This window comes from Cryobacterium sp. Hh38 (assembly GCF_004403235.1).
Lineage (GTDB): Bacteria > Actinomycetota > Actinomycetes > Actinomycetales > Microbacteriaceae > Cryobacterium > Cryobacterium levicorallinum.
The window spans coordinates 16728-36322 of the sequence record NZ_SOHD01000022.1 but is presented as its reverse complement, the minus strand read 5'-3'; the positions used below and the strand labels follow the sequence as shown (position 1 = coordinate 36322).

The 19595-nt window shown below is 65.7% G+C and carries 22 protein-coding genes; 8 read left to right on the top strand and 14 right to left on the bottom strand.

Annotated features, from left to right (window positions below; all coding sequences use genetic code 11):
- From E3T41_RS07415 to E3T41_RS07400, 4 genes are all read right to left on the bottom strand, one after another.
- Nucleotides 1-402 carry an ankyrin repeat domain-containing protein gene (locus E3T41_RS07415; protein WP_198415535.1) on the bottom strand — a complete coding sequence of 134 codons (402 nt, stop codon included), beginning with the start codon at nt 400-402 and terminating at the stop codon, nt 1-3.
- Nucleotides 403-418: 16 nt separating this feature from the next.
- The gene (locus E3T41_RS07410; protein WP_134477929.1) at nt 419-913 is read right to left on the bottom strand and encodes a phosphoribosyltransferase; all 495 of its coding nucleotides are present in this window, start codon (nt 911-913) and stop codon (nt 419-421) included.
- A 6-nt stretch (nt 914-919) separates the two neighbouring features.
- Complete coding sequence (locus E3T41_RS07405) at nt 920-1294, bottom strand: cupin domain-containing protein (protein WP_307725697.1); 375 nt, start codon at nt 1292-1294, stop codon at nt 920-922.
- A gap of 165 nt (nt 1295-1459) precedes the next feature.
- Nucleotides 1460-2644 (bottom strand): ATP-binding protein, encoded by a 1185-nt coding sequence (locus E3T41_RS07400; protein ID WP_134477927.1) that lies wholly within the window; start codon nt 2642-2644, stop codon nt 1460-1462.
- A gap of 171 nt (nt 2645-2815) precedes the next feature.
- Here E3T41_RS07400 and E3T41_RS07395 point away from each other — a divergent pair, with 171 nt between their 5' ends.
- Nucleotides 2816-3592, top strand: a complete 777-nt coding sequence (locus E3T41_RS07395; protein WP_092451523.1) for an alpha/beta fold hydrolase — start codon at nt 2816-2818, stop codon at nt 3590-3592.
- A 3-nt stretch (nt 3593-3595) separates the two neighbouring features.
- Here the strand turns inward: E3T41_RS07395 and E3T41_RS07390 are convergent, their stop codons facing one another.
- Nucleotides 3596-4027 (bottom strand): VOC family protein, encoded by a 432-nt coding sequence (locus E3T41_RS07390; RefSeq protein ID WP_134477925.1) that lies wholly within the window; start codon nt 4025-4027, stop codon nt 3596-3598.
- Between the two features lie 225 nt (nt 4028-4252).
- Between E3T41_RS07390 and E3T41_RS07385 the strand changes: the two genes are divergently transcribed.
- Entirely contained in the window at nt 4253-6127 is a 1875-nt protein-coding gene (locus tag E3T41_RS07385; protein WP_134477923.1) for a DEAD/DEAH box helicase, read from the top strand.
- Between the two features lie 53 nt (nt 6128-6180).
- Here the strand turns inward: E3T41_RS07385 and E3T41_RS07380 are convergent, their stop codons facing one another.
- Nucleotides 6181-7212 carry an NADPH:quinone reductase gene (locus E3T41_RS07380; RefSeq protein ID WP_092451516.1) on the bottom strand — a complete coding sequence of 344 codons (1032 nt, stop codon included), beginning with the start codon at nt 7210-7212 and terminating at the stop codon, nt 6181-6183.
- 35 nt (nt 7213-7247) lie between these two features.
- The gene (locus E3T41_RS07375) at nt 7248-7628 is read right to left on the bottom strand and encodes a hypothetical protein (RefSeq protein WP_241991066.1); all 381 of its coding nucleotides are present in this window, start codon (nt 7626-7628) and stop codon (nt 7248-7250) included.
- 492 nt (nt 7629-8120) lie between these two features.
- Here E3T41_RS07375 and E3T41_RS07370 point away from each other — a divergent pair, with 492 nt between their 5' ends.
- On the top strand, nt 8121-9398 hold the full coding sequence (locus E3T41_RS07370; protein ID WP_134477921.1) for a sensor histidine kinase: 1278 nt from the start codon (nt 8121-8123) through the stop codon (nt 9396-9398).
- Nucleotides 9389-10045, top strand: a complete 657-nt coding sequence (locus E3T41_RS07365; protein WP_134477983.1) for a response regulator transcription factor — start codon at nt 9389-9391, stop codon at nt 10043-10045. The genes E3T41_RS07370 and E3T41_RS07365 overlap by 10 nt, the downstream gene beginning before the upstream one ends.
- Nucleotides 10046-10085: 40 nt before the next feature.
- Here E3T41_RS07365 and E3T41_RS07360 read toward each other — a convergent pair whose 3' ends face one another.
- On the bottom strand, nt 10086-10739 hold the full coding sequence (locus tag E3T41_RS07360; protein WP_104132745.1) for a YigZ family protein: 654 nt from the start codon (nt 10737-10739) through the stop codon (nt 10086-10088).
- A gap of 67 nt (nt 10740-10806) precedes the next feature.
- Nucleotides 10807-11796 carry a DMT family transporter gene (locus tag E3T41_RS07355; protein WP_092451510.1) on the bottom strand — a complete coding sequence of 330 codons (990 nt, stop codon included), beginning with the start codon at nt 11794-11796 and terminating at the stop codon, nt 10807-10809.
- 73 nt (nt 11797-11869) lie between these two features.
- Between E3T41_RS07355 and E3T41_RS07350 the strand changes: the two genes are divergently transcribed.
- The 3 genes from E3T41_RS07350 to E3T41_RS17850 all read left to right on the top strand — a co-directional run bounded on the left by E3T41_RS07350 (nt 11870) and on the right by E3T41_RS17850 (nt 13657).
- The gene (locus E3T41_RS07350) at nt 11870-12424 is read left to right on the top strand and encodes a CGNR zinc finger domain-containing protein (RefSeq protein WP_174775287.1); all 555 of its coding nucleotides are present in this window, start codon (nt 11870-11872) and stop codon (nt 12422-12424) included.
- Between the two features lie 51 nt (nt 12425-12475).
- The gene (locus E3T41_RS07345) at nt 12476-12973 is read left to right on the top strand and encodes a nucleoside deaminase (RefSeq protein ID WP_092451508.1); all 498 of its coding nucleotides are present in this window, start codon (nt 12476-12478) and stop codon (nt 12971-12973) included.
- A 198-nt stretch (nt 12974-13171) separates the two neighbouring features.
- Nucleotides 13172-13657 (top strand): hypothetical protein, encoded by a 486-nt coding sequence (locus E3T41_RS17850; RefSeq protein ID WP_158251647.1) that lies wholly within the window; start codon nt 13172-13174, stop codon nt 13655-13657.
- Between the two features lie 77 nt (nt 13658-13734).
- Here E3T41_RS17850 and E3T41_RS07330 read toward each other — a convergent pair whose 3' ends face one another.
- Complete coding sequence (locus tag E3T41_RS07330; protein WP_233195358.1) at nt 13735-14055, bottom strand: pirin-like C-terminal cupin domain-containing protein; 321 nt, start codon at nt 14053-14055, stop codon at nt 13735-13737.
- Nucleotides 14056-14090: 35 nt separating this feature from the next.
- On the bottom strand, nt 14091-15359 hold the full coding sequence (locus E3T41_RS07325) for an MFS transporter (RefSeq protein ID WP_134477917.1): 1269 nt from the start codon (nt 15357-15359) through the stop codon (nt 14091-14093).
- A gap of 518 nt (nt 15360-15877) precedes the next feature.
- Between E3T41_RS07325 and E3T41_RS07320 the strand changes: the two genes are divergently transcribed.
- A complete protein-coding gene (locus E3T41_RS07320; RefSeq protein WP_134477915.1) occupies nt 15878-17749 on the top strand; it encodes an FAD-binding monooxygenase in 1872 nt (623 codons plus the stop codon).
- A gap of 89 nt (nt 17750-17838) precedes the next feature.
- Here E3T41_RS07320 and arfB read toward each other — a convergent pair whose 3' ends face one another.
- From arfB to E3T41_RS07305, 3 genes are read right to left on the bottom strand one after another with little or no spacing between them, the layout of a single operon-like run.
- Nucleotides 17839-18261: an alternative ribosome rescue aminoacyl-tRNA hydrolase ArfB gene (arfB, locus tag E3T41_RS07315; RefSeq protein WP_092451496.1), complete on the bottom strand. Its 423-nt coding sequence runs from the start codon at nt 18259-18261 to the stop codon at nt 17839-17841.
- Nucleotides 18262-18284: 23 nt separating this feature from the next.
- Nucleotides 18285-19052 carry an SCO1664 family protein gene (locus tag E3T41_RS07310; RefSeq protein WP_134477913.1) on the bottom strand — a complete coding sequence of 256 codons (768 nt, stop codon included), beginning with the start codon at nt 19050-19052 and terminating at the stop codon, nt 18285-18287.
- Nucleotides 19052-19591, bottom strand: a complete 540-nt coding sequence (locus E3T41_RS07305; RefSeq protein WP_104132738.1) for a DUF3090 domain-containing protein — start codon at nt 19589-19591, stop codon at nt 19052-19054. The genes E3T41_RS07310 and E3T41_RS07305 overlap by 1 nt, the downstream gene beginning before the upstream one ends.
- Between the last annotated feature and the right edge of the window lie 4 nt (nt 19592-19595).

The window sequence follows — 19595 nt, the reverse complement described above, 5'->3', positions numbered from 1 at the left end:
TCAGTCGCGCGGGTACGACTCGATGATCTCGCGCATGCGCGGCAGCCCGAACTGGTCGGCGATGGCGACGCCACTGTGTGTGCCGAGGCGAGGGTCGGCATCCGCTTCCAGGAGCAATCGCAGAATCGCCTCATTGTTGCGAAAGACCGCGCACGAGATGGCGGTTTGGCCCATCGCATTAATTGCGGATGCGTCCGCCCCGCGGCGAAGCAGGTCAGCGACGGTCTCGGGGTGCTGCTGATAGGCCGCGACGATCAACAGCGTGTCTCCGCGCGGGTTGACCATATTGATGGGCACCCCGGCGTCGAGCATTTCACCCAGCGGACCGGTCAGGCCGTCGCGGGCGAGGTCGAAAACGCCCTCAATGACCTGCGGGCTGGGCCCGGATGTGTTCTCGTTCACTGAGTGCTCCCGCTCGCTAAAATGTGTCTCCAGCATAACCGGGGGCTGCCACCACCACCCGGAAAGCGCCGAGCCGTCGAGCCACCTGACAGGCGACTCGCGCGGTGGCACCCGTTGCGATGCCGTCATCCACGATGATCACCACCCGACCCTGGAGCGCGACCCGCTCCCGACCGCCACGAAACAGGGTTTCCCTGGCTTCGAGTTGTGCCCGTTCCCGCTGTTCGACCGTGCTCAGGGCTGCCGCCCTCACGCCAACCTGCCGGAGGACGTCGTCGTTGAGCACCCGCACACCGTCCTCGCCGATGGCGCCCATGGCCACCTCAGGATCCATCGGGGCGCCGAGCTTGCGCACCACGATGACGTCCAACGGAGCGTGCAGCGCCCCCGCCACTTCGAACGCCACTGGCACTCCCCCGCGCGGCAAGCCGACGACGACGGGGTCGCTGGGTCGCAGGTACTCGAGCCGGGCGGCCAGCTGGCGCCCGGCATCCTCTCGATCGGTGAACACGCTGGGTCAGCTCGTTGGCACGCCAAACACCCCGGCGCACTCAAACTCGATGCCAATGAACGGCTCGTCACCGACTACCCGCGCGTTGTGTCCCGACGGGATCGGATAGGCGTCACCGGCCGTGATGGTGGCCGTGGTGCCGTCATCGAGCACGGTCTCGAGCGTTCCCGAAATGGCATAGCCGACGTGGACCAGCTGGCAGGAATCGGTGTGCACCACGGGTTGGATGCACTCGGACCAACTCCAGCCAGGCTGCATCGTCATGCGGCCGATCGTATACGGCCTGAAGTGGTTCACTCCCAGAACGGTCTTCTCCGGCGCGCGCCGTTCGTCCGGGGTATCGAACGACTTGATTTGCAGCGCATTCATGGTCATAGACATGGGCTTGTCCTTGATGCTGGAGGGCCAGTGGCAGGGCGTTCCGCAGCACGCGACCCACCGGGCGTGGACGGCCTGTTTGTCGCCCAGAATAGTCTTCGCGCACCACTGCGAATAGGGCAGTTCGAGCGAATCCGGGGAACCGGCGCGCCGGCATCAACGAAACGGTTAGTCGCTTTGTCGGACGATGAAACCGGACATGCCGGGCACTGTAAAGGCGACATAACCCCGTTCGGGCGTGTAAATGTGCCCACTTCGGATCAGGTCTCGACGGTTGACGGAAAGATCGGTGGTGCGCTTTTTTTGAAGCCTGGTGACGAGTTCGGCCATGGACGAGGGGGCATCGTCATCGACTGCCATCGCCGACATAAAGGCACGCTGGGTGGGGGTCGCTCGTCCCCATCTCGATTGGTAGAGCCCCTGTTCTACCTCAATTCGTGCCGCCTCAATGCCGATTCGGGCATCGTCCAGGCTGATAATGTCTGTTGCCCGAACGGACCACACATGACTTCCGCACGCTTGGATGAAATAGGGGTACCCACCGGTGGCTGTCACCGCGGAGTCCAGGGCATCGACATCCCACGCGACTCCGTGAGCGCGTGCGGGGCCAGTGAGCGCGTCCATGGTTGCGGCCGTGTCCAGCAGTCCGATCTGTCGGTAATCGTAGAGCCGCTCCGCGTAGCTCGTCGCATCGGCGAGCACCGCGGGGAGGGAAGGTAGCCGGGCTCCGACAAAGACGACCGGGACGGGAAATACATCCTGCCCGAGGTTGTGCAGGGCAACATTCAGCGCGGCGAGGTCCTCGGTTGATGCTTCTTGAAGTTCATCGACTGCCAAAATGAGAACCGAGTTTGCTTCACGGGCGGCCAGTCCGACAGTTTCCAACAGCTCCTGCAGGTCAACGGCCAAATCTCCGCTGTCGGCAACACCGCGCTCGGGTTCGATGTCGAATGCGAAGGAGTAGGTGCCAGACGGGTCAACCCGCACTTGGAACGAATTCAGAACACTTGCAGCTCTCGACCACAGCGCCCGAGCACGGTCTGAAGTCAAGAGGAGACGGCGCAGAGCCAAGTACAGTTCCTTGGCCAATGCGGCGGCCAAGGGTTGACTCCTCGAGGCTTCAACCTTAACGAAGATGAGCTTGAGATCGGCCGCATCACGTCCCAGCTGATTGAGCAAAACGGTCTTACCCACTCCGCGGAGCCCGGACAGAATCCAAGGTCGTTCCCCCTCGCCGGATTCTCGCGCCCGGTAGAGCCGGGTTCGGAATTCGCTTAGGAGGGCGGCCCGACCAGCAAGTACCGCCGGAACTCTTCCAGCACCAGGCCTAAAGGGATTCGCAGAAAGGTCCATAACTAAAACAATATATTTTTGAGTAAACGTATTGTTTACTTATCTATATTATTTATTAGAATATGCGTGACGCGCGGGTACGAGTCTGGATCGATGGGACGTCGGCGAGAACTCACTAGTCCGGGCGGCTCTGGGGAACCAGGGCCGCGGCATCCGTGGTGAAATGGGGGAATGTCGCACCGAACCGCCCCCGAGCACCTTTTCGTTCTGTCGCCGGACGGCGTGCAGCTCGCCACCTACGAGCTCGGCGACCCGGAGCACCCGACCGTGTTCGTCGTGCACGGCTTCGCCTCGAGTGCGATCGCCAACTGGCACGCCACGGGATGGACCCGTGACCTGACCCGGGCTGGCTTTCACGTGATCGGCATCGACCAGCGCGGCCACGGCGCCAGCGACAAGCCGCACTCCCCCGACGCGTACACGATGGAGCTGCTCGTCGCCGACGTCGAAGCCGTACTCGACGCGTACCTGCTCACCGAGGTGCGCTACGTCGGCTACTCACTCGGTGCACGGGTCGGCTGGCAGGCCGCCCGCGATCTCGGCGGCCGCATCACGCACGCCGTTCTTGGCGGCATCCCCGACGGTGACCCGCTCAAACGCTTTCAGATAGCGGATGCCCGCGCCCACCTCGAACACGGAGTCGACGTCACCGACCGGCTCACCGGCGCCTACCTCACGATGGCGAAGGCGTTGCCGGGCAACGATCTCGCGGCCCTCGTCGCCCTCGTCGAGGGTATGCGCGGCGGCCCGCAGCCCGGAGCCGCGAACGCCCCAGAGCAGTCACTGCTGTTTGCGACCGGAAGCGAAGACAGCATTCTCGATGCGTCGCGCGCGCTGGCCGAGGTGACGCCGAACGGTGGCTTCTTTGAGATTCCGGGCCGCAATCACTTCAACGCGCCAACGTCACGCGCCTTCCGCGAGGCGGCAATCGCGTTCCTGAAGGCTTAGGCCCTAGCCGAACGAGACGGTTCCATCGTCGTCGACGTGCCAGCCGGGGTTGTGCGCGATCTCCCAGATGACGCCGTTCGGGTCGGCGACGTGGCCGTGGAAGATGCCGCCGAACGCGCCGTCCTGAGCGGGTTTCAGTACGGTACCGCCGGCGGCCGCCATCGCCGCAACCGTTGTGGTGACTTCGTCCCGGCTGTCGAGGTTGTGCGAGAGGGTGACGCCGGTCGCGCCGGTGGTCGTGTGTTCGAGTTGCAGGTCTGCGTCGAATTTCTCGGCATCGAAGAGCCCAAGCATCAGGCCGGGTCCGACCTGGAAGAACACGATCTCACCGGGAACGTCCACGAGCGGCGTCCAGCCGAGGCCGTCGCGATAAAACGTGCGTACGGCCTCGAGGTCGCTCGTGGCCAGGGTAATGAAGTTCACGCGTTGTTCCATGGGTCCAGTCTCACAGAGGCGCCCGTGCTGTGAACTAGCCCCGGGGTGACCGCCGTCGACCGTTTCCAGACCGGTCCGATACCGACCCCGTTGGCCGCGGTCCGGATGGCCCAGACGAGCAGACGTCGGCGGAAGAAAGCGGATGGTGCGGCCCCGGGCATCCGCTTTAAGGGTCGTCGACGAGCCTTTACACCGGGGGCCCTGTCTTCGACTACCGTTGGTAGTATGACCGCACCAGACACCACAGCGCAGAACGAGGCAGAAACTGCCACTGCAACCAAGACATTTGCCGATCTCGGACTCAATGACGCCATGCTCAAGGCGCTCAAAGCCGTCGGCTACGAAACCCCCTCGGCCATTCAGGCCGCCACTATTCCCCCGCTGCTGGAGGGCCGCGACGTTGTCGGACTCGCCCAGACCGGCACCGGTAAGACGGCCGCGTTCGCGCTGCCGATTCTGAACCGGCTCGACCTGTCCCAAAAGAACCCGCAGGCCCTCGTGCTTGCGCCCACGCGTGAGCTCGCGCTGCAGGTCTGTGAGGCGTTCGAGAAGTACGCCGCCCACATGCGCGGCGTGCACGTGCTGCCGGTCTACGGCGGACAGGGCTACGGCCAGCAGCTGTCGGCCCTGCGCCGTGGGGTGCACATCGTCGTCGGTACTCCCGGTCGCATCATGGACCACCTCGCCAAGGGCACCCTCGACCTCTCAGAGCTGAAGTTCTTGGTGCTCGATGAGGCCGACGAGATGCTGAACATGGGCTTCGTCGAGGACATCGAGACGATTCTCGCCGATACCCCGGACGACAAGCAGGTCGCACTGTTCTCGGCCACGATGCCGGCTCAGATTCGCCGCATTTCCAAGAAGTACCTGCACGATCCCGAAGAGATCACGGTCAAGAGCAAGACCACGACCAGCGCGAACACCACCCAGCGCTACCTGCTGGTGTCGTACCCGCAGAAGCTCGATGCGCTCACCCGCATTCTCGAGGTTGAGAACTTCGAGGGCATGATCATCTTCGCCCGCACCAAGAACGAGACCGAGTTGCTGGCCGAGAAGCTGCGTGCGCGCGGTTATTCCGCCATGGCGATCAACGGTGACGTGCAGCAGGTGCAGCGCGAACGCACCATCAACCAGCTCAAGAGCGGCAAGCTCGACATTCTCGTCGCAACGGATGTCGCCGCTCGCGGCCTCGACGTCGAGCGCATCAGCCACGTGGTCAACTACGACATTCCGATTGACACCGAGTCGTATGTGCACCGCATCGGCCGTACCGGCCGTGCTGGCCGCTCGGGCGCAGCGATCAGCTTCGTCACGCCGCGCGAACGTCGCCTGCTCTCCGCGATCGAGAAGGCCACCCGCCAGCCGCTGACCCAGATGCAGCTGCCGAGCGTTGAGGACGTCAACGTGACGCGCCTGACGCGCTTCGACGACGCCATCACCGCGGCGCTCGACGAGACCGACCGGATCAGCAAGTTCCGCGACATCATCGCGCACTACGTGTCGCACCACGACGTGCCCGAGGTCGATGTGGCTGCGGCCCTCGCCGTCGTCGGACAGGGCGAGACGCCCCTGCTGCTCTCAGCCGAGGATGTTCGCGCCCAGCAGCGCCTCGAACGCGACGAGCGGGTCGAACGCTCCGAGCAGCGCGGCGATCGTCCCGAGCGTGGCGGTCGGTCGGACCGACCCGACCGCTCAGACCGTTTTGGTCGCGACGACCGTGGCGGCCGGGACGATCGGGGCAGCTACGGCGCCCGCGACGATCGTCCGGTGCGCAGCGAACGCCCGATTCGCTCCAGCGGCAAGCCGATGGCCCAGTACCGCATCGAGGTCGGCAAGCGTCACAAGGTGGAGCCGCGTCAGATCGTCGGCGCCCTCGCCAACGAGGGTGGCCTGAGCCGCGACGACTTCGGCCACATCAAGATTCTGCCGGAGTTCTCCCTGGTCGAGCTTCCCGCTGACCTCGCGGGCGACGTGTTCTCCAAGCTGGAGAACACCCGCATCAGCGGCAAGCTGATCGAGCTGCGTGCCGACAAGGGCGGAGCCTCACGCTCCGCCGAGCAGGGCGACCGCCCGCCGCGCGCTCCGCGCCGCGAGTACTAGAGTCTGAACTCGAAAGCCCCCTCACCGTTCGCGGCGAGGGGGCTTTCGCGCTGTCAGGCCCGCGATACGTCGATGAGCACCTTTCCGGTGACCCCGCTTTCGACGAGGGCGTGGGCATCCGCGGTGTGGGCCAGTTCGAAGCGGTGCAGCGGCAGTCCCGCATCCGATCCGACGGGCAAAGCGCCGTCAACGAGGGCTTCGTTGATGGCGGCAGCGGCCTGCTGCACGACCTCGATGCCCACTGTGTAGAGCAGGACGAACTGGTAGCGCACGTTGAGACTGAAGTGTTTACGCACGTCGAGGGTCATCTGGTCGCCGCCGTTGTTGGCGTAGACGGCGATCGATCCGCGGTTGCGGATGACCGCCAGGTCGAGTTCGGAGTTCTGGGCCGGGGCTACCTCGACGATGAGGTCGACGCCGTCGGGTGCGATGGCTCGGATTTCAGCGGCGACATCGGGGGCGGTGTAGGTAAGCACATGGTGTGCGCCGGCTGCCGCCGCGAGCTCTGCCTTGGGCGGCCCGCTCACCGTCGTGATCACGGTCGCTCCTGCCCAGCGGGCGAGCTGGATGGCGGCATGGCCGACGGCGCCTGCACCACCCGCGACGAGCACGATCCTGCCGTCGAGCGCGCCGGGATGCAGCCGCCGCGGTCCATCCTCGGCGACAGTGAGCGCCCGGTAAGCGGTGATCGCTGGCACACCAAGGCACGCGCCCTGGTCAAAACTCGCCGAGGAGGGCAGCAGAAAGACGCGTTCTGCCGGGAGCACGGCGTACTCCTGGGCGGTTCCGCCGGCGGCCCGCTGGTAGGCGGCGAGGGCGAGCCAGACGCGATCGCCGACGGCCACATTCGAGACACCGGAGCCGACCGCGTCGACGAGCCCGGAACCGTCCTGGTTCGGGACCACGTCAGGGAACGCGAGGGATTCCCCCGGGCGCGCGCCACGGCGCGACTTCCAGTCGGTCGGATTCACCCCGCCCACCGCGATTCGCACGCGCACTTCGCCGGCTCCGGGCTCACTCACCGGCCGATCAACCAAGTGGAGCACGGACGGGTCACCGGTTTCGCTATACACAATCGTCTTCATGTGAAACCCAACGCTTGAGGCGCAGGAATGTTTCCCTAAAGCGCGGTTCGTTCGATCGTGGCTTCCAGGTTGGTGCGAATAGTGCTCATGGTCTCACTGAACGCCTGGTCGATATCAATGTCGAGCTTGCTGGCCAGCACGAAGGTCCACCAGAGCGATTCCGCCAGCTTGTGCGTCAGTTCGGCGGTCGCGTCTCCGTCGATCGGCCAGGTTCCGTCGTGGGCGAGCAGCAGGCGGCCGATGTAGCCGACATCGTTGGTGTATCCGATCGCCATTTCGTTCAGCGACCAGGTCTTGCCGTTGAATCGCTGTTCGAGAATTTCGTACAGGGCGCGCACGCTCAGGGCCTCGGTGCTCGCGGCGCTCAGGCCGGTGTCGGGGGTGTTCGTCGGGCTGTGCGTCGGGCTGTGCGTCATCGTGCGGCTTTCTGGTGGGCTGTCCAACGTTACGCGGCGCGAGGCGAATGTGTACCGTGGTCGAGCTAATTCCAGTATTTCCGCGGTCGGTGGCCCACTCCGCCTCGGCCCCCGACCGAAGATGCACGGCGGTCGTGATGAGGAGCACGAGGTCGATGACGGGAGCCATCGAGAGCAGGGCGAGACCGAAGCACGGAGTTTTAGACGCGCGGTGTTTTAAACGCGCGGTGTTTTCAGGATGTAGCGGGTGAACAATCCGAGCACGATGACAGCCCAGAACCCAATTTCACAGACGACCATAATTCCCAGGATCATGACCTACTCCGTTCCAGGGCTTCGCGAGTTTGTTCTGCGTTGATCATTCCTCCATGGTTGCGGTGGCCCCGCACGGGCGGATCAGCCCCGGGGCCTTCGTCGTCTCTACTTTTAGTTGCAGGCGAAGCAGACCACGGGTGGAGGCCGGGCTGGAAGCACGACCGTACGCTGGGGAGAATGATCCCCCGGCCTCCTCCCACCGAAACCAACGCGATCGACTCCGGACAGGCTCCGCGACTGCGGCCCTGGTCGCGCATCTGGCGGTACCTCGCGACCGCCCTGGCTTCCTTTGTCATCCTGGTTCTGGTGTTCGCCGACTATTCGGGGGCATTCTCCGACGCCCAGGTGTCGGAAAATCTGCTCGGCGGTCTGATCCTTCTGGACTTCGTCCTCGGCGCAGTCGCGCTGTGCCTGCTCCCGCTGCGTCGCCGGCACCCGGTATTGATCGCCGCCGTGACCGCTGCGCTGTCGGCCGTGTCGGCGTCCTCGTTCGCGGCGGCCATCTGGGCTGCAATTTCGATGAGCACCCGGCGCCGCTGGAAAGGCGTCATTGTCGTCGGCGTAATCTGGGGCCTGGCCACCGTCTTCTACGAGGTGATCGTGCGGGCGAGCCTGGCCGATCTCACTCTGTATCCGGTGCCGTGGGCATCCGGTGGTCTGGCGATCGCCATCTACGCCATTTGCGTGGCCACCGGGTTCTACATCGGAGCGCGCCGCGACCTGCTGGCCACCCTCCGCGAGCGTGCCCTAAACGCCGAACGAGAGCAGACACTTCGCGCCGCGTCAGCCCGCGACGCCGAGCGCACTCGCATCGCCCGCGAAATGCACGACGTACTCGCGCACCGCATTTCCCTCCTCGCCCTGCACGCTGGCGCATTGACGTATCGAACCGACCTCACCCGGGAGGAGACGGCGCAGGCAGCCGGCATCATCCAGGACAACGCCCACCTCGCCCTGACCGAGCTGCGGCAGGTGCTCGGCGTGTTGCGCGGCGGGCAAGCCACTACTGTGGCGGGGCAACCCGAACCGGCCCAGCCGACGCTGGCTGACCTTCCTGCACTGCTGGCCGAGGCGCGCGAGGCTGGCACAAGGGTGACACTCGATGAAACGGATGCCCCCGGTTCGGCCGGTTCAGACCACGCAACGCCGGGGCCGTCTCAAACCGTGTCCCGCACCGCCTATCGCTTCGTGCAGGAGGCACTCACCAACTCGCGTAAACACGCGCCGGGTCAGCCGGTCACCCTCCGGCTCGAGCGCATCGAAGACCTGCTGCACCTCGAAGTGCGCAATGAGGTCGCCACCCCAAGCATTCGGTCACGCTGGACCGACGCGACCGGGAGCGGCGTCGGCCTGATCGGTTTGCAGGAACGCGCCGAACTCGCTGGCGGCCGGATAAGGCACGGCATCGAACCGGATAGCTCGTTTCTTCTGCAAGCATGGTTGCCATGGACCTGACCGTGCGTATTGTGCTCGCCGACGACGACGCCTTGGTGCGAACCGGCCTGCGCCTGATCCTCGGCGGAGACCCGGCGATCGAGATCGTCGGGGAGGCCGGTGACGGGCTCGCGGCGCTGGAACTCATCGGCCGAGAGGCGCCCGACGTGGTACTCATGGATATCCGTATGCCACGGATGGATGGTCTTGCGGCCACCCGTGCCCTGCAGGAGCGCGGCGATCCGGCCAAGGTGATCGTGCTGACGACCTTCGACACGGACGATATGGTGCTCACCGCGCTGCGGCACGGTGCAGCGGGTTTTCTTCTGAAGGACACGCCACCGGCCGAGCTCGTCGCCGCCATACGCCGGGTAGCAAACGGGGACCCGATGCTTTCCCCGAGCGTCACTGCACAGCTCATCGCGAGGGTGATTCGTGCGCCGGACGACCGGCAGCAGCGCGCCCAAGCCTTGCTCGGTCGACTCACCGAACGCGAAACCGAGGTGGCGATCGCGATCGGGCGTGGGCTGTCCAACGCCGAGATCGCCGCCGAGCTGTTCATGGGCGTCGCGACGGTTAAGACCCACGTCGGTCATCTGTTCACGAAACTGGACTCGGCCAACCGGGTGCACATCGCCCGTTGCATCCACGACGCCGGCCTCGCCTGACGCCAGCAGTCCCGGCCGCAAGCCGGATCGAATGGCATGGTCATGCCGGGACGTCGACCCATTCGTGGCCGACCGACTCGAGTTCGGCGCTTCCGGCCGTCACCCCCGCCACGACCGCGGCGAGCCGTTCGGGGTCATCATCGGCCAGCCGGAGCACCGCTTCGCGACCGTAGTCTGTGCCGAGCACGAGCACGCCCCGCTGGCGCAGCTCGGCCTCGATACGACCGGCATCCGCATGGGACAGCGCAAGCGTGAACAGTTCGCGGCGATCACGCCCCACGACGAGCCCCCGGGAGTGCGCCGAGTCGATCGTGGTCAGAACGGCTTCGGAGTAGGCGCGCACGAGGCCGCCGGCACCGAGCAGGGTGCCGCCGAAATAGCGCGTGACAACGGCCACACAGTCGACGAAGCCACGCCCCGCCAGCGCCTCGAGCATGGGCCGGCCCGCCGTTCCCGACGGCTCACCGTCATCATTCGAGCGGCGTATCTGGTCGGGAGCACCGCCCGGACCAAGCACCAACGCCGAGCAGTGGTGGCGAGCCTTCCAGTGCTCCGAGCGGGCTTCGTCGACGGCAGCGTGCGCGCCGTCCTCGGTTTCGGTGCGCACCAGACGGCACAGGAACCGGGACCGTTTAACCTCGATCTCGCTGTCAATGCGGCTGCCGACGCCGCCGCGCAGGGTGAGATCGGACATGGGTCCAGTCTCCCGCATGTCCGGTACGGTTCCGAGCGCCACGTCGTCGCGTTCGGCGGCTAACGACTCAGTGAGTGGATGCCGCGGCCGTCGCCTCCCCGGAGGCGGCGGCCGCGGTGTCGTGATGGAGCGGCGCTATTGATGGCAGGGCCTCGGCGCGCTCGGACCGCACCGCAGCGATTCCACCGAGGATCAGCAGCCCGCCGAGTAACTGCAGCGGGCTGAGCTGCTCGCCGAGCAGCAGCCACGCGAACAGCGAGGCGAAGACGACCTCGAGCAGTCCGATGAAGGACGCGAGCCGGGAGCCGAGCACGCCGGCCGCAGTGATTCCGGTGCTATACGCGACGGCGGTGCTGACGAGCACGAGCAGCACCAGCGGCACCCACCACGGCGCCAGCGCGCCGAACAGCGGCAGGTCGCCAAAGGTTGCCGTGATCGGCAGCAAGCCGGTAACCCCGAGCAGACCGAGAATGAAGCCGCCAACGATCAGGCCGAAGGCCGCGAGCGCGACGGCCGGCAGGTCGCGGTCCGGGCGCGCGGCAATGAAGAAGTAGGCGGCGCAGCCAATCGCGGCGAGAAACGCGAAGGTCAGGCCGATCGGATTGACCGTCTGGATCGCTCCGGGCCCGATCACCAGCACAAGGCCGCCGACTGCGAGGGCCGAGCCGAGGAACACGGCCGGGCGGGGCATCCGCTTGGAAACGGCCCAGGCGACGCCGACCAGAATGAGCGGGGCTAGAAATTCGATGAGCAGCGCGGTCGAGACCGGGATGGTCGAAATGGCGGCGAAGTAGGCGAGTTGGGTGCACGCGACGCCGACGATGCCCATGCCGAGTACCCTCCAGCGCCCGAGCCATAGGGCGGCCCAGCGCCCCCGCAAAGCCATGACGGCCAGGGGCAGCAGCACGAGTCCGGCGGTGAAGGCGCGAACCGTGACGGCGGCGGCCGGCGACCATCCGGCCTCGAGCAGGGGCTTGACGAGCGCGCCGGAGGTGCCGAACGAGACGGCCGAGAGCACCGCGACGGCGAGGCCGCCGGGGATCGACGTCAGCTTCACGGAGGCGCCCTTCTGTCATGGTCTAAACTGCTTTACACCACTGACAGTACGACCGAGTGCATTAGGAGTCAACTTGCATTTTGCCCCTGACACCGAGGAGGCTCTCGAGTTCGTGGTCATGCTCTGCGATACCGACGCAGGGGCCTCCCGCAGCGGTCGAGACGAGCTCGAAACGCTCGCCGATCTCGCCGCGCTGCTCGCCCCGATTCCGTTCACCGGGCGCATCGACGGGGATGGCGCCGAACTGCGCGATGTACGGCAGACTCGAGCCCTACTCCGTCGGGTGTGGACCCTGGGCCGCGACGACGCGGTGATCGAGGTCAATCGCATGCTGCGCGAGGCTCGCGCGCTCCCTCAGCTCGCGCGTCACGATGTGTCGGACTGGCATCTGCACGCGACCGTGCCCGAAGCACCGCTCGGCGAGCGCATGCGCGTCGAGGCGGCCCTGGCGTTGATCGATGTGATCCGCAGCGACGAAATGGGTCGCTTGCGCATCTGCGAAGCGGATGCCTGCACCGGCCTGGTTCTCGACCTGTCCCGCAACGGGTCCAAGCGTTTCTGCAGTGTGCGCTGCGGCAACCGCATGAACATGATCGCCTTCCGCGAGCGTCAGTCCGCCGAAAAGTAGCTGCGAGGGTGATTAGGCTTGAATCTTTCCCCCATTGAGAAAGTGACTCTCATGACTGACCTCAGCACGGTATCCAGTTCCGACGAAGCGCATCTGCGCCACGCGATCGAAGTCGCCCGCGCCTCCCGTGAAGTGGGCAACCACCCCTTCGGAGCGATCCTCGTCACGAGCGAAGACATCATCATCGAGGGTCAGAACACCGTCGTGACGCTTGGCGATCCGACCGGGCACGCCGAGATGAACCTGGTACGCATCGCGGCGACGCTGCTCGCCCGGGACGCCCTGCGCTCGAGCACCCTGTATACGAGCACCGAACCGTGCGCCATGTGTTCGGGAGCGATCTATTGGGCTGGCATCGGCCGCGTTGTCTATGCGCTGCCCGAAGAACAGCTCGCGGCGATGGTTCCGCGGCAAGACGGCGAGGCCACCATGGATCTGCCCTGCCGCGAGGTGTTCGCCCGTGGCGGCAACAGCGTGACCGTGGCCGGTCCGACCCTTCTCGCCGAGGCTGCCGAAGTGCACGCTGGTTTCTGGGACGCGCGTAAATAAATCTCGTCCTGCACGTGAATGACGACGTTGCCGATCTTTTTCAGAAACAGCAGGTCTGGTCTACGACGTTGAGGCCGGAATCTCGGCCACGAGACCGCCTTCGGCAATGGTCAGGTACTCAGCGTGGCCGCCGAATTTCACGCCGTTGTAGCCGAAAACCCTTTGGTCGACCGTGAATGATGTGACGCCAACCCCGACTTGCTCGACCAGCCCCGCGAATTCGCAGCCGAGAAACTTGCCGCAGCGCTTCGCGTGCTGCTCGTTGCGGCGCCGGGGATGAACACCGAGCAGGCCTACAAACGGGCCAGGCGCATGCGGGACGACCTCGACGCGGCGGGCATTCTGGCGCGGGAGAAGCAGGCTCGCGACGACACCACCTGGTCGCTGTGGCGGCGGGCCGACGGCATGGTGACCCTGCATGCGCTGTTTCCGCCGGAGCAGGGGGAAATGTGGATGGCAACCTACGACGCGCTGACCAGCCCGCGTCGCGGCGGGGTGCGGTTCGTCGACCCAGAAGGAGCCGCCTGGGCGCAGAGCGTGAAGGACGACCCGCCGACGCTGTGCCCGCCCGTGGCTGGTCCCGTAGACGGCGGCGAGTCGCGGGATGCCGGTCTCGACCAGCTCGACCACCGCAGAGGGGACGACCCGACACCGGGTCACCCGCACGACGATTACCAAAACTAGGCGTTCCCTACTCGGCACTCCCGAAGCCAGCACTGTCGACAACCACGAGATGGTGGTCTTGACCAGGGACCATGCCGCTAACTGCGGAAACGGAGGCGCACCGTGGGCAGTGGCGGCGCGGGGATCAGGACGGGCTCGCCGTCAGGAAAGGCGCCAAAGCGCAGCTCGTCCCTGTCGAAGCAGGCGTCATCGTCGGCCGCACCGATCTCGGTCTGCCACTGGGCCCGGTAGCTGACGATTTCTTCGTCGCTGCGGCCGACGAAGTTCCACCACCTCAGATTTTGTTCACCGAGTGGTTCACCACCGACGAGCAGCAGGCGCACGGGATCGGCCCCTGCGTCCAGGGTGAGCGAGGACCGACCAACCGGCAAATAGGCGAGGTGATCCTGGGCGAGCACGTGCGCAATTTCCTCCAAGACGTGCGCGACGGGAGCTAAGCGCCGGCGGGCGGCGCCGCATCCGCTTGGATGGTGCGGGCGTCAGCTGGATCCTGCTGGCGGCGGCTGGCCAGAAGGAAAGGCAGACCGATGAGCTCGACGACGGCGCCGATCACAAGCGAGGTGCCGTAGCCCTGCAGGTCGGCCGCGCGACCGAGGGCCGGCTGGATGAACACGCCACCGAGGCTGCCGAACAGCGAGTCGAACGACAGCACGGTTGCGCGCTGTTTCGACGGGATCATGTCGTTGAGATACGCCTGCCGTACCGGCCCGGCGACGGCGAACACGAAGCCCCAGACGACCAACAGCAAGACGGCCAGCCAGAACAGGCTGTTCAGGCCGAGCGCGACCAGGATACCGACGCTGACGAGCGACGCCACCAACACCATGCTGGTGCGTTTTCTAAACAGTGAGCGGATGCGCGGCGCGAGCAGTCCGCCGGCCACCTGCGCCAGGGACAGCACGGCCGCGGCCAGCCCGGCAATGGAATACGCGGTCGGGTCGCCGTACAGCTCGAGCAGATAGGGCTGCAGCGCGTAGAACGCATAGATTCCGACCCCGCCGGCGAAGGGCGCCGAAAAGATCACGTAGCGCACCGAGCGCTTTTTCAGGCCGTGCTCGATCGATTGGGTCAGCACGTTGCGGGTCGCTTTCAGCGGGCCGGCGGAGCGATCCGGGGTGAAGCCGAGGTCTTTCATAACGATGTACGCGAAGACGAACATCAGCATGAGCACCCCGGCACGCACCAGGAACGGCACCCCGAGGTCAGTAACCTGGGCGATCACCCCGCCGAGCACGGAGCCGGAGAACATGGCGATTCCGGTCACCACGAGGCCGCGGCCGAACACGGCCTCGAGGCTGCCGGTGTAGCCGGTCGCGGCGAGGGCATCGACCAGCCAGGCTTCGACGGCGCCGGAGAAGAAGGTGAAGCCGAGTCCGAGCAGCACCGACACGATCGCCCACCAGACGAATGGCGCGTGCCAGAGCCAGAGCATCCAGTACAGCCCGGTCGTGACCACCAGCGTGATGGTGCCGAGCAGATAGGACGCCTTACGCCCGACGGTGTCGGCGACTACCCCGGTCGGAATCTCGAAGATCACCATGCCCACGGTGAAGAACGCGTTGGCGGCGAAGGCCTCGAAGTTCGACAGTCCAGCGTCGAGCAGAAACAGGGTGTTGATGCCCCAGATGAACGACGCCGCGAGCGTGTTCCCAAGCATCAGGGTCAGGTAGACGCGCTGCACCCGCCGGGCCGCCGGGTTCACAACCCGAACCCCGCAGACTCCGCATCTTCCATCACAGACTAATCATCAACCCACGAAGAGCGGATGGCTAGCCAGCTATTCGTGGCAGGCCCCCGGTCACAATATCGGGCGCGCGATCTGGCTTGGACGCGTCTACCCTGGCAGGCGTGCACTAGCCCGTGTCTCCTTCTCAACGGCGAGCCAGCACCAGTACTTCTCATCTGCCGCAACCAATTATTTGACGGACGCCCGGAAGCTCGAGTTTGACGTCGGTTTAGCGCCCCGGCACCGAGTCGCGAATGATGAGTAGCGCCCACCACTCGCGCCTGGCTCAAGGTCGGTTGACCGCGGTGGCGGGCGTTCCACCAGACTCAGGCGCGCGTGGGATGCTCGGCCGGATACACCGCCGGCCCCTGTAGATCACCCAATGTCGTATATGATTCAGAAAACGATAATAGAACACAGTGTTCTATTATCGAACGGTGACTGATCGCCGTGCGAGACCACACCGAGGAACCACACAGAGAAGTGAGGAAGCCGTGCAGTTTCACCACCACGGATACGTGTCCACCGATCCCCGCGTTCAGGACGCCGCCGGGGTCGGCATCGATCGCCCCGACGAACTTCCCGACACCGTCGACGTTCTCATCGTCGGCACGGGCCCGGCCGGCATGATCACGGCCGCCCAGCTCTCCCAGTTTCCGAACATCACGACCCGCATCGTCGAACGCCGCGGCGACCGCCTGGCGATCGGGCAGGCCGACGGCATCCAGGCCCGCAGCGTCGAAACCTTTCAGGCCTTCGGTTTCGCCGAACGCATCATCGCCGAGGCCTACCGCATCACCGAGATGGCGTTCTGGAAGCCCGACCCCACCAACCCGGCCAACATCATCCGCACCGCCCGCGCCATCGACGACCCGACCGGCATCAGCGAGTTTCCGCACCTCATCGTCAATCAGGCCCGCGTCCTGGATTATTTCGCCGAGGTGATGGCCAATGCGCCCACCCGCATGACCCCGGATTTCGGTTTCGAATTTCACAGCCTCGTGAACACGAATGAGGGCGAGCACCCCCTCACGGTGACGCTCGTGCACACCACCGGCGCCCACAAAGGCCAGGAACGCATCGTGCACGCCAAATACGTCGTCGGCGCCGACGGTGCCCGCAGCGCTGTGCGTGACTCGATCGGCTGCACCCTCGCCGGTGACGCGGCCTTCCACGCCTGGGGCGTCATGGACGTTCTCGCCGTCACCGATTTTCCCGACATTCGCACCAAATGCGCCATCCAGTCCGGAACCGGCGGAAGCATCCTGCACATTCCGCGCGAGGGCGGCTACCTGTTTCGCATGTACGTTGACCTCGGCGAAGTCGCTCCCGACGACAAGGGCGCGGTGCGCCAGACCTCGATGGAGCAGATCATCGCGAAGGCGAACGCCATTCTGCACCCGTACACCCTCGACGTGAAAAACGTCGCCTGGCACAGCGTGTACGAGGTTGCCCACCGCCTCACCGACCGCTTCGACGACGTGCTGCCGGCGGAGATCGGCATCCGCTCGCCGCGTGTTTTCATTCTCGGTGACGCCTGCCACACGCACAGCGCCAAGGCCGGCCAGGGCATGAACGTCTCGATGCAGGACGGCTTCAACCTGGGCTGGAAGCTCGGTTACGTGATCGACGGGCGCAGCCCCGACAGCCTGCTCGGCACCTATTCGGCCGAACGCCAGGTCATCGCCAAGAACCTGATCGACTTCGACAAGGAGTGGTCGTCACTGATGGCCGCCAAGCTGGAGGACCTCAAGGTACCGCTCGAGGAGTTCTACACGCAGACCGCGGAGTTTCCGGCCGGCTTCATGACCCAGTATCCGCCGTCGATGCTGATCGGCGAGGCGACCCACCAGTCGCTCGCGACCGGGTTCCCGATCGGTAAGCGCTTCAAGTCGGCCCCGGTGGTGCGGGTCGGTGACGCCAACCCGATCGAACTCGGCCACCACCACCGCGCCGACGGCCGCTGGCGCGTCTACGCGTTTGCCGACGCCGCATCCGTTGAACTGGCCACCTGGGCAGAGTGGATGCGCACCTCTGGCGACTCGCCGCTGCTCGCCCACACCCCGGACGGGAGTGACATCGACAGCATCTTCGACGTCAAGGTGGTCTACCAGCAGGCCCACGCCGAGGTCGATATCAGCCGGGTCGACGACGTGTTTCTGCCCAAAACCGGCCCGTTCGGGTTGATCGACTACGAAAAGCTCTACGCCACCGACCCTAAGCACGACATCTTCTCCCTGCGCGGAATCAGCCGCGACGGTGCCATCGTGGTCGTGCGACCCGACCAGTACGTCGCGAACGTGCTGCCGCTGACGGCGACCGACGAGCTCGCGGCGTATTTTCGGCAGATGCTGCTCGTGCGGTAGCTGCCGCGGCGAGCGGATGCCGACCGGTCAAGTCGCACCGTCCCGGGAGTCCGTTGCCTTCTCGGCGAACGGATACCGGTGAGCCGCCCCTAATCAGCCGCGGGACGCTGGCGGTTCTGCTTCGTGGCTGAGCGCTGCTGTTTGGCGGCGAGGTGCCGCCGCCCCGAGCCCTTCGTGGGTTTGGTTGCGCGGCGGGCGGGCGGCTCAGCCGCCAGCCCGGCGATCACCAGATCGGCGAGTTTGCGCAGCGCGATCTCGCGATTGCGCAGCTGGGAGCGCTGCTCGCTCGCGGCGATGGTGACCACCCCGGAAACGAGACGGTGACTCAGGCGGGTGAGCAGCAGCATCCGCTCATCATCGGAAAGCACCGTCGAGTCGGCGACGTTCCAGGACAGCTCGACCCGGCTGTCTGAGGTGTTGACGTGCTGGCCGCCGGGCCCGGACGAACGCGAAAACCGCCAGCCGAGTTCGCGCTCGGGAATGGTTAGCGCCGGCGATACCTCAAGATCCATGCATCAAGGGTGGCACAGATGGCTCAGAACAGGGGCCAGGGCACGGCGGGCATGTCGCCGCTCGGGGCGGGGAACTCCCCCTCTGACCGCAACCGACCGCAGCGTTCCGCGAGCGCAGCAACTTCTTCGGCGCTCAGAAGGCCAGCAAGGGTCGCGCCCAGCGCACCATTCAGGTCGGCCTGCACCCGGTCTATGCCCTCGAGTTCCTCGTCGGTGAGCGCATCGCCGAGCCAGCCCCACAGCACGGTGCGCAGCTTGTGCTCGATATGAAAGGTGAGCCCATGGTCGACGCCGTGCCGGTGACCATCGGGCATGGCGAGAATGTGGTCGCCCTTGCGATCGGCATTGTTCACGACGATGTCGAACACGGCCATGCGGCGTAGCGCCGCGCTGTCTTCGTGGATGAGGGTGACCATCCGTTCGTGCTCGTCTCGCCCATCGAGAACGTGTCGCCACCCGGTATCCGGCACGGCATCGGAGGCCACGAGGTCGACGGCGGCCTGCGCGGGGTCAGACTCCTGCCACAGCTGCACCATGCCTTCGCCCATCGGGCCCTCGCGCAGCCAGGTGTGCGGCACGACGTTCCAGCCGAAGCCCTGCGACACCAAGTAGGCCGCCACCTCGCGATTGGCCAGGTGGCCGCCCGGAAAATCCCACAGCGGATGCTCCCCCGCAACCGGTTTGTAGACGACCACCGCGCCGTCGATGCTCCCCAGGAACGTTGCATTCGAGGCCGTCGTGATGCGGCCGGTGAGCTTCAGCTCACCGTTGATCAGGTCGGGAATCGGCATCAGGCTTCGGGCAGGGTGCAGGTGTGCCCATCGGCGTCGACAGGGTAACCGCAGAGGGGGCACATGGGCCTGCCGGCGCCGACGACCTCGCGCGTGCGTTTCGCGAATGCTCGCGCCGTGCCGACGGGGATGCGCACCAGCATCATTTCAGCCACGTCTGCCGGATCGAGCAATTCCTCATCATCGTCGGTGATCGGGTAGGCCTCGATCACGACCTGCACCGTCGAAGGGTCCCAGCCCAGGCTCATCGCCCCGGTGCGAAATTCCTCGGCGACGGGCTGTTCGAGCGGGTCGTTGTCGACGAGCTCGATGGGGGTCGTGGTCGGAATGCTGAAGGGATTGCCCTCTAAGGTGATCAACTGGTCGAGAATCTCGTCGATCTTTTCGCCGAGCAGCGCCGACTGCTGTTTCTCCAGCGCGATGCTCACGATGCGGGTGCCGCTGCGCACCTGCAAGTAAAATGTGCGCGACCCAGGCAGGCCGACGGTACCGACGACTACCCGGTCGGGCCAGTCGAACTCATGGACGATTGTGGGCATGTGA

Bases quoted from the DNA above. Each gene is read 5' to 3' on its own strand.
- E3T41_RS07405 (WP_307725697.1), bottom strand. From the start codon at position 1,294: ATGTCTATGACCATGAATGCGCTGCAAATCAAGTCGTTCGATACCCCG.
- E3T41_RS07400 (WP_134477927.1), bottom strand. From the start codon at position 2,644: ATGGACCTTTCTGCGAATCCCTTTAGGCCTGGTGCTGGAAGAGTTCCG.
- E3T41_RS07395 (WP_092451523.1), top strand. From the start codon at position 2,816: ATGTCGCACCGAACCGCCCCCGAGCACCTTTTCGTTCTGTCGCCGGAC.
- E3T41_RS07390 (WP_134477925.1), bottom strand. From the start codon at position 4,027: ATGGAACAACGCGTGAACTTCATTACCCTGGCCACGAGCGACCTCGAG.
- E3T41_RS07385 (WP_134477923.1), top strand. From the start codon at position 4,253: ATGACCGCACCAGACACCACAGCGCAGAACGAGGCAGAAACTGCCACT.
- E3T41_RS07380 (WP_092451516.1), bottom strand. From the start codon at position 7,212: ATGAAGACGATTGTGTATAGCGAAACCGGTGACCCGTCCGTGCTCCAC.
- E3T41_RS07375 (WP_241991066.1), bottom strand. From the start codon at position 7,628: ATGACGCACAGCCCGACGCACAGCCCGACGAACACCCCCGACACCGGC.
- E3T41_RS07370 (WP_134477921.1), top strand. From the start codon at position 8,121: ATGATCCCCCGGCCTCCTCCCACCGAAACCAACGCGATCGACTCCGGA.
- E3T41_RS07365 (WP_134477983.1), top strand. From the start codon at position 9,389: ATGGACCTGACCGTGCGTATTGTGCTCGCCGACGACGACGCCTTGGTG.
- E3T41_RS07360 (WP_104132745.1), bottom strand. From the start codon at position 10,739: ATGTCCGATCTCACCCTGCGCGGCGGCGTCGGCAGCCGCATTGACAGC.
- E3T41_RS07345 (WP_092451508.1), top strand. From the start codon at position 12,476: ATGACTGACCTCAGCACGGTATCCAGTTCCGACGAAGCGCATCTGCGC.
- arfB (WP_092451496.1), bottom strand. From the start codon at position 18,261: ATGGATCTTGAGGTATCGCCGGCGCTAACCATTCCCGAGCGCGAACTC.
- E3T41_RS07310 (WP_134477913.1), bottom strand. From the start codon at position 19,052: ATGCCGATTCCCGACCTGATCAACGGTGAGCTGAAGCTCACCGGCCGC.
- E3T41_RS07305 (WP_104132738.1), bottom strand. From the start codon at position 19,591: ATGCCCACAATCGTCCATGAGTTCGACTGGCCCGACCGGGTAGTCGTC.